General features: G+C 60.6%; 12 protein-coding genes and 2 tRNA genes. 4 read left to right on the forward strand and 10 right to left on the reverse strand.

The annotated features are described in order from the left end of the window. Window positions 1-30 precede the first annotated feature (30 nt). From NZ585_10145 to NZ585_10170, 6 genes are all read right to left on the reverse strand, one after another. Entirely contained in the window at window positions 31-375 is a 345-nt protein-coding gene (locus NZ585_10145) for a hypothetical protein (protein MCS7080396.1), read from the reverse strand. 228 nt (window positions 376-603) lie between these two features. Then, a complete protein-coding gene (locus NZ585_10150) occupies window positions 604-1,143 on the reverse strand; it encodes a zinc ribbon domain-containing protein (GenBank protein MCS7080397.1) in 540 nt (179 codons plus the stop codon). A gap of 6 nt (window positions 1,144-1,149) precedes the next feature. After that, window positions 1,150-2,688 carry an ABC transporter ATP-binding protein gene (locus NZ585_10155; protein ID MCS7080398.1) on the reverse strand — a complete coding sequence of 513 codons (1,539 nt, stop codon included), beginning with the start codon at window positions 2,686-2,688 and terminating at the stop codon, window positions 1,150-1,152. Between the two features lie 57 nt (window positions 2,689-2,745). Beyond that, window positions 2,746-2,822 (reverse strand) — tRNA-Arg (locus NZ585_10160). A gap of 62 nt (window positions 2,823-2,884) precedes the next feature. Then, the gene (locus NZ585_10165; protein MCS7080399.1) at window positions 2,885-3,385 is read right to left on the reverse strand and encodes a peptidylprolyl isomerase; all 501 of its coding nucleotides are present in this window, start codon (window positions 3,383-3,385) and stop codon (window positions 2,885-2,887) included. A gap of 85 nt (window positions 3,386-3,470) precedes the next feature. Continuing rightward, a complete protein-coding gene (locus tag NZ585_10170; GenBank protein MCS7080400.1) occupies window positions 3,471-4,142 on the reverse strand; it encodes a peptidylprolyl isomerase in 672 nt (223 codons plus the stop codon). 101 nt (window positions 4,143-4,243) lie between these two features. Between NZ585_10170 and NZ585_10175 the strand changes: the two genes are divergently transcribed. Together NZ585_10175 and NZ585_10180 are read left to right on the forward strand one after the other, a co-directional pair. Continuing rightward, window positions 4,244-7,324, forward strand: a complete 3,081-nt coding sequence (locus tag NZ585_10175; protein MCS7080401.1) for a CHAT domain-containing protein — start codon at window positions 4,244-4,246, stop codon at window positions 7,322-7,324. A gap of 117 nt (window positions 7,325-7,441) precedes the next feature. Beyond that, window positions 7,442-7,810 carry a hypothetical protein gene (locus NZ585_10180; GenBank protein MCS7080402.1) on the forward strand — a complete coding sequence of 123 codons (369 nt, stop codon included), beginning with the start codon at window positions 7,442-7,444 and terminating at the stop codon, window positions 7,808-7,810. A 31-nt stretch (window positions 7,811-7,841) separates the two neighbouring features. Here NZ585_10180 and NZ585_10185 read toward each other — a convergent pair whose 3' ends face one another. From NZ585_10185 to NZ585_10195, 3 genes are all read right to left on the reverse strand, one after another. After that, a complete protein-coding gene (locus tag NZ585_10185; protein ID MCS7080403.1) occupies window positions 7,842-8,672 on the reverse strand; it encodes an aldo/keto reductase in 831 nt (276 codons plus the stop codon). An 11-nt stretch (window positions 8,673-8,683) separates the two neighbouring features. Then, window positions 8,684-8,759 (reverse strand) — tRNA-Ile (locus NZ585_10190). Window positions 8,760-8,808: 49 nt separating this feature from the next. Beyond that, window positions 8,809-9,615: a YIP1 family protein gene (locus NZ585_10195; GenBank protein ID MCS7080404.1), complete on the reverse strand. Its 807-nt coding sequence runs from the start codon at window positions 9,613-9,615 to the stop codon at window positions 8,809-8,811. Between the two features lie 113 nt (window positions 9,616-9,728). Between NZ585_10195 and NZ585_10200 the strand changes: the two genes are divergently transcribed. Together NZ585_10200 and NZ585_10205 are read left to right on the forward strand one after the other, a co-directional pair. Next, window positions 9,729-11,195 carry a DNA photolyase family protein gene (locus NZ585_10200; protein ID MCS7080405.1) on the forward strand — a complete coding sequence of 489 codons (1,467 nt, stop codon included), beginning with the start codon at window positions 9,729-9,731 and terminating at the stop codon, window positions 11,193-11,195. Between the two features lie 252 nt (window positions 11,196-11,447). Beyond that, window positions 11,448-12,122 (forward strand): hypothetical protein, encoded by a 675-nt coding sequence (locus NZ585_10205; protein MCS7080406.1) that lies wholly within the window; start codon window positions 11,448-11,450, stop codon window positions 12,120-12,122. Between the two features lie 45 nt (window positions 12,123-12,167). Here the strand turns inward: NZ585_10205 and NZ585_10210 are convergent, their stop codons facing one another. Further along, a complete protein-coding gene (locus NZ585_10210) occupies window positions 12,168-12,878 on the reverse strand; it encodes an inorganic pyrophosphatase (GenBank protein ID MCS7080407.1) in 711 nt (236 codons plus the stop codon). Window positions 12,879-12,943: the final 65 nt, after the last annotated feature.

A 12,943-nucleotide genomic window follows, 5' to 3' on the forward strand; every position in this document is an offset into this window, starting at 1 on the left:
ACCTCGCGCCTCAACCTTCGTCGTCATTTGTTACGAGGATGAGAAGTAAAGCCACAGGAAACGAATCAAGCTTACCAGAAATGACACCGTTCCGATGCCGCCCAGTGCCAGCGCCCAGCGGGCGCGCCGCTGGAGAGCGGGTAGTCGGCGGCGCAAGTCAGATGGCAGTTCAGCGTCTTCTTCAAGGCGAAGGATGCCAGCCTGCGTCTGAATCGCTAGAAAGAGCGCGATGACGCCAATGGGGATGGTACACAGCCAACCCGCCAGCGCCGACAATGCGCCTAGCGTCAACCCAAGGAAGGCGCGTCCTTCAAGCCATACAACATCATGGCGGGGTGATTTGGTGGGCTGAAAGTGTGCGCCTTGTTCCAACACGCCGCCTCACAACGAGCTGCCCCAGCAGCTCTGCACATACGTTGCCGCAAACTCTTCGTCGCTTCTCGGCAAGTCCATCACGCCCTCAACAAGGGTGGTCGGTGCGACAGCTTAGTGAAGGGGCTGTGAAAGCTGCCCATAGAGAGCCGTGGAGCAGTGCTGGGTCTAGCGACTGAGCGATACGCATACGATTCCCCCAGACAGCAGACGGCATGGGTTGTGACGAACTTACTTTGAAATCAAGCTCACAACCAGCCACAGCACCCAAGCGGCGGTCGCCACACCACCAAGAATAGCGCCAGCAAGCGCTATGCCCTGTCCGTCGTTGACGCCAAGGCGCTGCAGGCCATTTTTCGCCTGAATACCAATGCCTAGAGCAATCGGCCCTAAAAGACCGCAGCACAACAACCCCAGAAGACCAAGAATCAACGAATTCCGTGCCTGCGATTGTAGGCGTCCGACCTCTGGGAAGAAAGCTGGCGGTGGATACCCAACTTGCCCGTAGGCTGGAGGCGTGTAAGTCGCCGGCGGTGTGGGGTAGGGATAGGGTGGCGAGGTGTAGGTACTAGGTGTCGGCGGCGGATACAACGGCGCTTGATAAGGCGATTGCAGTTGCGTCGGCGCTTCGAATGGAGTCGTCGTGCCAATGTCCGTGCCGCTGTCGGCCGAGCCCAACGGCGGCATAGTCGGATTTGGCGCCCCACAGTTGAAGCAAGCCGTTACGGTATCTTCATTGAGCGCGCCACAGTTCGGGCAGTAGTACGGCATAAAGCACTAAGCGCCGCCAGCGGAGACAGGATCAGCTGCGCCGGTCATCAGCAAACCGAGCGCAGCTTGAGATGTGTGAGCCGGATCAACCTCACCGACGATGCGGCCATCATACATAACCAGCAACCGGTCACTAAGCGACAGAACCTCTTCCAACTCAGCTGACACCAGTAGGACACCGACCCCGGTGTCGCGCAACGCCAGCAGTTTACGGTGAATGAACTCAATGGCTCCAATGTCCACACCACGGGTCGGCTGAGCGACCAGCAACAGTTTCGGCGGCAGTTCAAACTCCCGCCCAACGACCAACTTTTGTTGGTTGCCGCCCGACAGCGACCGCGACAACGCTAGTGGATTCGGGGGGCGGACATCAAAGTCCCGTAGCAGCGCCTCCGTGCGCCGGTGGATGTAGGGACGGTCGAGGACGCCAAATCGCGCCGCCGGCGGATGATAATGATCGCCGAGGATGACGTTGTCCGAGAGATTGAAATCCAGCAGAAGCGCACGTTTGTGACGATCTTCAGGGACGTGCGCCACGCCCAACGCTCGGATGGCGCGCGGTGACAGCCCAACGATGGACCTGCCGAGCAGCCGGGCGTCGCCCGCCGTTGGCTTTAGAAGCCCGGCCAGACACTCAATAAGCTCCGACTGACCGTTACCCTCGACGCCGGCGACACCAACAACTTCACCGGCCCGGACTTGAAAGGACACCCCTTGAAGCGCCCGTGCGCCATTCGGTTTGGTCAGCGTCAATCGGTCAACCTCAAGCAACACGTCTTTCGGGCGGGCCGGCGTTTTCTCAACCCGAAGGAGTACGTCCCGCCCGACCATGAGACGCGCAAGCTCCTCAGCCGAAGTCCGGTGGGTTTCCACCTCGCCGACGACCCTGCCGTCGCGCATGACGGTGACGCGGTCGGATAGCGCCAGCACCTCATTGAGCTTGTGGGTGATGATGATGATGGTTTTACCTTGGGCGCGGAGGGCGCGAAGGACGGTGAAGAGTTCTTCAACTTCCGGCGGCGTCAGAACAGCTGTCGGTTCATCGAGGATCAGCACTTCCGCGCCACGGTATAGCGTCTTGAGAATCTCAACCCGCTGCTGTTCGCCGACGGAGAGTTCACTGATGAGCGCGTCCGGGTCAGCGCGCAGTTTGTACCGCGCACACAAATCAAGCAGCTTTTGTCGTGCGCCAGTGTAGTCCACCGTGAGTCCGGCGCACGGCTCTGCACCGAGGATGACGTTTTCCAGAACGGTTAGCGTCGGCACGAGCATGAAGTGCTGGTGTACCATGCCCAGGCCGGCGGCGATGGCGTCGCGTGGGGAGGCAAAACGCACTGTCCGCCCGTGCAGGACGATTTCCCCGGCGTCCGGTGTATAGAGGCCGTAGAGGATGTTCATCGCCGTGGATTTACCGGCCCCGTTTTCACCAATGACGGCGTGAATGCTGCGCGGCGCAATCCTAAGCGTCACAGCGTCGTTGGCGACCAGCGCGCCGAAACGCTTAGTGACGCCGCGCATTTCAATAGCCGGCGGGTGATGGTCCATGACGCAAGAGGACGCAGGGGAATAACCTGCTCCGCATGAGAAGCAGCCTAAAGGAAGTGGTGCATCCTGCTGGATTCGAACCAGCGACCTTTGGCTCCGGAGGCCAACGCTCTATCCAACTGAGCTAAGGATGCAACCAGCTAAAGCGGGAGACGAACGTAGCGTGTTTCCCAAAAAAAAGCAAGGTGGGGAAACTTCACGGCGCGGCGACTTCCTCTACACGGGCTGATTGAATCACTACTGGTTTGAGCGGCTGATCTTGGGCGTTGGTCGGCGTCTCAGCAATGGCGTCCACCACCTCCTGCCCAGACACGACGCGCCCAAAAATGGTGTAGTTCGGCGGCAGGGCGCACTTTTTGTGGATGATGAAGAACTGGCTGCCGTTCGTGTTTGGCCCTCGATTCGCCATCGCAACGACGCCCGGCACATAACCCGTCTGGTACAGCGGCGAGTTGGGATTGATTTCATCGGCGAATTCGCCTCCAAAGGCGGACTCGCCGCCGGCACCCGTCCCCGTCGGATCGCCGCCCTGAATCATAAAGCCGCGAATGACGCGATGAAATGTGACGTTTGTGTAGTAGCCGCAATTGGCCAGCAGGGTAAAGTTTTCAACGGTTTTTGGGGCGTCTTCAGGCAGGAGCTCAAACCGAATCTCGCCGAAGTTTGTGACCAAGGTAGCGATGAGCTTGGCGGCCATGCTGGGTATCCTTTTCAAGATAAAGTCGCGCAAGCATAGCCCAGACGCGCTGGATCGTCACTGCGCTTGCTGATCACGATTTACTTCATAGTTCACTGACCGTCGCCGAGATGATCCGCACTGGGGTAAGCGGTCGGTCGTTGGGGCCAGTCGGGGTCTCGGCGATGGCGTCCACGACCTCCTGCCCTGCAATGACGCGCCCAAAAATGGTGTAGTTCGGCGGGAGTTGGTAATCGCGGTGCATAATGAAGAACTGACTGCCGTTGGTGTTTGGTCCGCGATTGGCCATCGCTACGATGCCGGCCTTGTAGCCGGCTAGATACAACGGCGACTTTGGGTCAATTTCGTCCGCAAACTCACCGCCGAAGGCCGATTCACCGCCGGTACCGTCGCCCCGTGGATCGCCAGTTTGGATCATGAAGCCCTTGATCACGCGGTGAAACGTCAGGCCGTTGTAGTATTTGCGTTCCGCCAGCAGGCGAAAGTTCTCACATGTTTTGGGGGCGTCCTGCGGCAGGAGTTCAAACTGAATTCGCCCTTTGGAGGTCTCCAGCGTCGCTACCAATCGTTTCGCCGGGGTTGTGTTGAAGGACGCCGCCGGTGTGGTCGGCGGTGGCGGCGGTGGAGCCGGTACCGGCGACGACGTGGCGCAGGCACACGTCAGCGCCGACGCCACCCATACGGCGCCGCAGCAGACCCGGACACCTACAGTGGTTTGTTTTTGCGTCGGAAGAAGCCGATTCAGAAAGCGTTTCATCGCTTGAGAACACAGTCAAAGTCATGGGATTCGTTCAAGTTGGCTGGTATGTATTGGCACGCGCGGCGGCTCGTCGGCAAGACCGTACAGCGGACTTCCATATGGCGAGTCGTTGGTTGGCGGCAGTGTTCTTGCTGATGGCGACTGTCACGGCTTGTCGGCCGTCGCAGACCCCTTCCGGCGTCTTAGAAGTCTGGCGGCGCTTGCGGCAGTGGCCGGTGACAACGCCCCACGGCTTTCGGTTGTCCGGGGTTCAGACGCCGCCGGACGCCGGCGCTACAACCCTGGATGCAGCCAAAGCTGCGGAAGCCGCCGCTGTTGTCACTGCAACGGCGCTTGATCCGGCGCAGCGCGATCATGCTTGTCTCTGGCGCGACTTGGCGGCGGGCGACATCCGCTCCGCCCGCCGGCGTCTCCTCACCGCCGTTCCCAACGCCGACTCGGCTTGGGTGAATGACCGGGCGGCGGCTTACGCGGAGTGGGCGCTGCATTCCGGGCGACCGGAAAGCTTTGAAGCGGCGCTCCGGTCGTTTGGTGAAGCGCTGCGCGACGCCGCGCTGTCCGACACGGCGCGCTTCAACCGAGCGCTTTTGTTTCAGCGTCTTGGCTTGTCCGCCCGCGCTGAAACCGAGTGGAGACGTTACCTTGCGGATGCGCCGACGGACGCTTGGGCGGCGACGGCGCAACGCCATCTGGCTGATCTGTCGCGGCAGCCGCCGGATGCCGTCGCGCTCTGGACGACATTCGACAGGCTTGCCGCACGCTCCGAATCGGCTGAAATGGAGCGGTTTCTCGCCGATCACCTCGGTCGCCTCATCGGCGATGGGCTAAGCGAAGCCGCCCAAAACTTCTTGGTTTCCGGCGACGAACAACACTTGGCGCGGCTGCGACAGGTTGCGGATGCGGCGCGGCGGCGCGGCGAGGAACATTGGGTTGGCGATCTCGTCGAATCACTGACGGCGATTCGGTTGAACGGTCGTGCGACGGAATGGCTGACGGCTTACCACGTGTTGCTGCAAGCCCGCCGGCTCTATCCGATTGAAGGAAAGCCGACGGCGGCCGAACCGCTGTACGCACAAGCTCACCGGACGTTTCTGGCGTTGGGGGATTCGGCGAGCGCGGCGGAAGCTGAACTGGGACTGGTTTATTGCGCCGTCCAGATGCCTGACATTGAGCTGCTTGATCGCCGCAGCAGCAGGCTGTTGGCGGCGGCGCAGGCGCGACGCTACGTTCGGCTGGAGGGGCAGGTGTTGCGCGTACGAGCGCAGCTAGCGCTGCGCCAAGCCGATGCGCCGTCGGCTGTTGCCCAGTGCCGGGCAGCGCTGGCGCGATTCCAGACACTCGCCGACTGGGAGGAGTACCAGCGAACGCTGCTGATTCTAAGCGACGCCTATGAGCGTCAGGGACGGTCAGCGGCGGCTTTGGCGGCGTTGCGCGATCTGCTCCAGACCGGCTTGCAGCATGGGACGAACCTGCGCCGACGTTCGCAAGCCTGTGCTTTTGCAGCGCGAACCTGCGCCGCCGCCGGCGCTTTTGAACTGGGTCTTGTGTTTGCCGAAGAAGCGCGGGTGATGGCGGAAGGGCAGGCCTTTCCGGCCTTTCAACTCGACGCTGAAACCCTGTTGGCGGTTTTGGGCGTGCGGCTGGGACGGCGGACGGAAGCGGCGGCGGCGCTGGCGCGCGCTGAAGCCATCTTCGCTGGTGTTACCGACCCGCGCCTCCGGGCGGTGCTGGCGCTTGATTTTCTCCCGACGGCGGCCTGGTGCCGGATGGAACTGGGTGAGCCGACTGCTGCATTGCGCCTGTGCGCCGCCGCCGCAAAGAGCCTTCGCATCGGTCGGCACGACGCCTACCGGCCGCTGGTGGATTCGGTGCGCGGCGCGGCCTACTTGGCGCTCGGTGACGACCAAGCCGCCGAAGCCGCTCTGTCTGAAGGCATCCGTCGCTTGGAAGGACTGCGCCAAAAGTTGGCGCAAACACCGGATCGGCAGCGTTTCTTTCATCGGCATGCCGATCTCTATGAGCAGATGGCGCGCCTGCACCTGCGGCGCGGGCGAACGTATGAAGCGTTGGACTGGTTTGAACGGGCGCGCGCCCGGACGCTGCTCGACCGCCGCCGAACGCAGGAAGGGACAGCGTGCGCCGTACGCGCTCTGCAGCGGAGTTTGCCGGACAACCTTGTGGTCGTCGCCTATGCCGTTGACGATCACGGTGTAGAAGGCTTCGTCCTTGACCGCCGGACATTGCGCCGGCGGACGCTTCCCATCACACGCGAGCGACTCACCCGGATGACCGAGGCGCTCCTCCGGTGTCTTTCCGACCCAACCGACCAAATCGCGCCATTGCGCCAAGCCGGACAGGCGTTGGAAGCTGAACTATTGTCGCCGCTGGGGGTCGTCCTCAATGAAGCGACTCGTTTAGCGATTGTCCCTGACGGATTGCTCCACGGCCTGCCGTGGGGGGCGCTGTGTGATGAGCGAGGCCGGTGGTTGGCGGAGCGAACGCCGTTCGCCGTCTGTCCGAGCGTTGCGGCTTTGGTGCAGGCGCTCAAGTCGCAGGCGCAGACCGAGCATCCACGTCGCGCCCCCGCACTGATCGTTGCCGATCCCAACCCAACCTCCGACGCCGAAACGGAAGACCTGCCGCCGCTGACCGGCGCACGCGATGAGATCGCCTGCCTTTCGTCGCTTCTCGGCCCGTCGCTGACGCTGGCTGGGGAACAGGCGACTAAGGCGCGGGTTCTGGAGGCGCTGCAAGGCGTACGCCTCGCCCATCTCGCCGTGCATGGCACGTCGAACGGTGAAGAACCGTTGCAGGCGACGCTCCACCTGACGCCCACCGATGCTGACGACGGACGGCTGACGGCGGCGGAGGTTTATGCACGGGATTTTCCTCAACTCCGACTCGTGACGCTCTCGGCCTGCGACGCTGCTCTTGGCGCGCCGCTGCGCGGCGAAGGTCTGACGGGGCTGGGACAAGCGTTCTTGGCGGCGGGCGCAGCGAGCGTTGTAGCAACGCTTGGACGGGTGGAGGATCGTTTTATGCGGGATTTGGTTTGCGCGTTCTATGCGGCGCTGGGAGAGGGATTGAGCCCGGCGGTCGCGCTGCAGCGGGCGCAGTCGGCGCATCTGACGCGCCACCCGGCGCAGTGGGCGCTGGTGGTTGTGATGGGAGCGCCGTAACGAACGCTAGGTGTTTTCGGCCTTATCAGCAGGTTGTGAGGCGATGTACGTTACAATTACGTTCCACGGACGAACGGCGTCCCCGCCACCTTTTCCAGTTCCGTAGGCGAAGCGTGTATGTCCTTTCCCATCAACGTTCAAATCGAAAACCCCATCAATGACCCGCTGCGGATTGAAAGTTGTACGGCTGAAGTCGCCGAAAACGGTGACATCAACATCAGCGGTGAAGTGGTACACACCGGCAACGATGGCGTACGGCGTTACAATCCGTCCCTGCTGTTTATGGTGGTGGACAAATACAATGTCCCTATCGGCAGCGGTCGCACAATGGCCGGCGGCGAGTTTCTTGTTCCCGGACAGCGGGCGTACTTTACTGGAACAATCCCACGGATCGGACAATCCGCGCGGTTTGGAAAGGTGATTGTAAGCGCCATTCCAAACAGTGGCTTCCGGGAAAGCAAAAAGCGCGGTAAAGCAACCGGCTGAAGCGTGGGGGAAGAGTGGCGACTGCCGTCTCTCAAGGACGCAGGTCGGCGACGAGACGCGCCAACCAAGGTTGCCGGTGGTGTTCGCGCACCGCTGCGCCGACACGCTTCATCCAAGCCAGTTCGTCGGCCGACATCGGCCCGCGGTCAAGGGCGGCGAAGGCGGCTTCAAGCTCCTCGGCGTCTTTTGGTCCGGCCAGACAGACATCTACGTGCGGATTGGTAAGGACAAAGCGATAGCAATCGGCGGCGCTTGGCGTTCGTTCACCGTTGGGTGTCAAGCGCGGATTGAGCAGTGATCCCCACCGCGTCGCCGTGTAGGCGACGACGCCGACGCGCCGGTGGCGCAAGTGAGGGAAAACCTCCGTTTCAGCCCCCGGATGCGCCGCGTTGTAGCGCACCATAATCGCATCGAAGACCGGCTCGCCGATGAAGGCCTTGAACATTTTCCGTTCGTGGCACGAAATCATGATGAAACGCGCCCGCCCGGTCTGCTTGAGGCGCACTGCTGCGTCAAGAATACGGCGCGGGGGCATGTCGTTCCACCACCCCAGAAGCAGGATGTCGGTGTAGTCTGTATCAAGCTCGCGCAGGGCGGACTCCAACGCTGGCTTCATCAAAAAGCCAACGCGGGTGTAGGTCTGGACGACAATCACCAGCCGTTCCCGGTTGCGCGCCGCCAACCGGCGAATGGCCTTGCCGAAATCCGGGCGCTGGATGGAACCCCAGTAGAGGTAGTTGATGCCGCGTTCGTAGGCGGCCTCAACTTCACGCGCGCCAATCCCATAACTTGACCCAAGACCAATGCGGCTGACCTGAAGACCGGTATCGCCTAGCAGCGTTTTGTCCCAGAGCGATGCCATATGAAGCAGTATGGTGGGACTTGTAGGATTCGAACCTACAACCAACGGATTATGAGTCCGCTGCTCTAACCGTTGAGCTAAAGTCCCACGCTTGAGCAAGCAATCGTAACCGGCGCAACGGTTGGCGGCAAGCCGTTTACTTCGTGCCGGTCACAAGCGCAAAAACGACCGATCCTAAAGCACCAAGCAGCCACAGACTGATGGGAATCACAACCATTTGCTTTGGGGTTTTCCTGTAAGCGACGGCCGCCAGCCCAATCGCCATCAACGCGATAAACCATACGGAGAAGGCGTCCAGCCAACTGACGGCTGCCAACACCCACGCCGGCAGCGATTCCGGGAGCAGCGGAGCCGGGTTGCTGATCACAAAACTCCCGCGCGCTCTGAGAATTTGTTCAATCTCCGGCGGACGCAGGAAAACAACCACGATGTTCAAGACGTATTTGACGCCCTCTGTAGCGTAGAGAGCGTAGGCCGTCACCGACAGAACCTGTTTGAAACCAGCCTGCCCACGCATCAACAGTACCCCGATATAGTGTAGCCCGGCCAGCGCCAGCGTATACACAACGCCGAAAACGACACCTAGCGCCGGCGCAAAACGCTGAAAGCCGGCACCCAACTCAATGCCTTGCTCAAATTGGCGCTGTTCAGCGTTAGACAGATCGGTCCAACGCTTGCCTTGAAGTTCGAGTTGGCGCTCGAACCCGCGCCGGGCAATTTCTCTGGGATCGGCTTTGACCCAAAAGCTGAAAAAGAGCGAGAAACCGGCTGTCAAAATCGCCAGCGCCAGCATTGGCGCAAGGAAATCTGGTTTGTGACGAAGCGTCGCAAACACGATGCCGGGTGAGAAAAAAACTCCCGTCAGGCGTCGCCAAACTGTTGAAGTTACGGGCGCGGCGGTCTCACTGAAAGGCGTTTCATTTGGTGCGCCAACATCAGCCATGCCAAATAAATCGCTCCTGTAGGTGTCTCCGCGGGGTTCAAAACCAGTGTTTTGCAAGTTACGGCACAGGATCGGCAATCTGCGTCAACGTGACGGCCTTTCAACTGAGGGCCATGACGAAACGCATCATTCATTGGTTTCGGCGCGACCTGCGTCTTGACGATAACACGGCTTTGCTTGCCGCTTACGCTGCAACCGACGCTGTTGTTCCCGTTTTCATTTTTGACGACGCCATCCTGCGTCGTCCCGACACCGGGGCTAACCGCGTTGCGTTCCTGCTGGACAGCCTGCGTGCGCTTGACGCCGATCTGCGTGCGCGCGGCGGGAGGCTGATTATCCGGCGCGGTCGGCCGGAGGACGAACTGGCGCGGCTGGTTGTGGAAACTGGGGCCGTCGCCGTTTACTTCAACCAAGACGTTGAACCATTTGCACTGGCGCGGGATGCGCGGGTCAAGGCCCGACTGGCAGGGCTGTGCGCGGTGGAAGGCTTTGAAGACGGTGGCTTGACCGCGCCAAACGCCATCAAAACTAAGGCCGGAGCGCCCTACACCGTGTTTACGCCGTACAAAAACGCTGTCCTGAACCAAACCATTCCGCGTCCGCGCCCGGCTCCAGCCATCCTCAAGACGCCGGCCGACATCGGCGGATTGCCGCTCCCAACGCTTGTAGAACTCGGTTTTACAACTACAGTCACCTTACCGCCAGGCGGCGAAGGAGCGGCGCAAACGCGGTTGAGGGAGTTCATCCATACAAGCCTGCACCGCTACGCAGCAGAACGTGACCAGTTGGCGGCGAACGGTACATCCGGGCTGTCGCCTTATTTGCGTTTTGGCTGTCTTTCACCGCGCCGCGCCTACTGGGCGGCGCGCGACGCTTTTCCTCAAGGCGCAGCCGGTGCGGAGGTTTGGATTGCCGAACTCATCTGGCGCGATTTTTACCGGCAGATTCTCTTCCACTTTCCTTATGTTGAGACCGGCGCGTTCAAGCGAGACTATGGCGAACTCGATTGGGAAAACAACGAGGAGTGGTTTGACCGCTGGCGCACTGGGCGCACAGGCTTCCCAATTGTGGACGCCGCGATGCGGCAGTTGCTGACGACAGGCTGGATGCACAACCGCGCACGGATGATTGTCGCCTCGTTTCTGACGAAAGATTTGCTCATTGACTGGCGGTGGGGTGAGTGCCACTTTATGCAGCATCTGGTGGACGGGGACCTAGCCGCCAACAACGGAGGGTGGCAGTGGGCCGCCTCGACAGGGACAGACGCCCAGCCGTACTTTCGCATTTTCAACCCGACGGCGCAGGGGAAAAAATTCGATCCGACTGGGGCGTACATCCGCCGCTACGTTCCCGAACTCCGCACCGTGCCGGATCGCTGGATTCACGAGCCGTCTCGGATGCCGCCGGACGTACAGCGTGCCTTCCGGTGTGTGATTGGAGACGATTACCCTGCACCCATTGTGGATCATAGCCGTCAACGGGCGAAGGCGCTGGCGCTGTACGGTCGTGCGGCCGGCGGTAAAACAACGCGCCGCAGGAGCATCGTGCCCATCGCGCACACGTCCAATGTAGAAGGGTGAACGGCGGCATTGCCCAAACCCGACATTTGCATCATACTCGCCCCCACAAAAGTCTGGGCTTGGGAAGCACGAGTCATAGTACTAACTAACTTTGGGTATCTGTCGCCTGCCGTGTCAGGAGGCGCTTTTCCGCCGACCTATCATGCGTTGCTTCCTTACGCCAGAGACCTTGGTTGAAAAATCTTATGCTCTTATACCCTTTTTTAGAAAGGACCAGCTATCGTGTTGTTTTTGACTGCTTTACATCATTCTGTGCTTCAATCCGACCTGCGACGTAGCCTACTGATGGCCGGTTTCAGCGTGCTGGCGTTTATGCTTGCCGGATGCAAAACCAAGGAACCACCCAAGTCAGACAACCAGCCAGCTGCGCCAGCCACGACGACCACCAACACCACGCCGTCGCCAGCTGATGCGGCTGCGCCGGACAATGATCCCGACTTCCAAATCCTGTCCACCGACAAGAAGAAGAAAACCATCACCTTCCGCGACAAAAAAACTGGCAAGACCGAAACCGTCTCGATGGAAGCGTTTTACAAGCAATTAGCTGAACGCGAGCAAGCGCGTGCCAAAGAACTCGCTAAAGAGCCTCAGAAGCTCCAGCCGAATGTCAAGGAAGCCAAGCCGGAGGATTTGCCGTCGTGGGTGGCGCTATACGCTGGCGCAGAGGTTACAACGAACATAAAAGCTGACCGCGACGGCAAAGTCGCCGGCCGGATCATAATGACGACGGGGGATGCGCCCGCCGCCGTTGTACAGTTCTACGAAAAGCAGCTCAAGAATAACGGTTTCACGCCGACGACCGTCGCTTCGGGCGAAGCCCGCTCCATCAGCGCCCGTCGTAAGTCTGGTGAACTGGTGACGCTGACGATCAACCCCAACAGCGAAACCAAACGGACCAACATTATGCTGACTTACGCCACTCAGTAGTACATCGGCAAGCCAGGACCGAGGCCGTGCACGTTGGGCTGAACGTTAGGCGTGCATAGCCTGTGCGCCGGCCGCTGTCCCCAGCGCCCGATTGAGCAGCGTTTCAAACTCGCCGTACGCCTCCAGATAGTCTTCCCGACTCAACCGGATGACATGGTGGGCTTCCGCCGCGTCATAGACGTGGGTAATTTCCGTCCGGCGCTCGGTCGCTCCCGGAATTTCCTTGTAGGTCAAAAAGTAGTGCCGCAGGCGCTCGACCAGGTTTGGCGGACATTCGCTGATGTCGCGCCATGCGCCGTACACCTCGTCGCCGCGCAGGACGGCGATGATTTTGTCGTCGGCTTCATTGCCGTCAATCATCCGCAGACCGCCAATTGGGACAGCCTGCACGAGAATGTCGCTGTGGTGAATCGGCTTCTCTGTCAGCACGCAGATGTCAAGTGGATCTCCGTCGCCGATTAGGGCCGCGCGTCCCGTCCGTTCTGCACAAAACGCGCCTACCCGCGCACCGCAGTAGGTTTGTGGAATCAAACCGTACAGCGTCGGGCAGTGGTTGGAATACTTCTGTGGGCGGTCAACTTTCAAATGTCCGGTCGTCTTGTCCAGTTCGTACTTGACGGCGTCGGTCGGCACGATTTCGATGTAGGCCGTGACTTGGACGGGCGAGTGTTCGCCGATTGAGACGCCATGCCACGGATGCGCCTTAAACAGCGTCCGCATCATCTTCCACAGAGCGGCTTCCAGAGTTTGATCCATAGCGTACGTGTACCCATTTCGTGAAACATCACCCCAAGCGCATCAACCCGCCGCCCAGCACACGG

It is taken from the genome of Chloracidobacterium sp. (assembly GCA_025057975.1).
Taxonomy (GTDB): domain Bacteria; phylum Acidobacteriota; class Blastocatellia; order Chloracidobacteriales; family Chloracidobacteriaceae; genus Chloracidobacterium.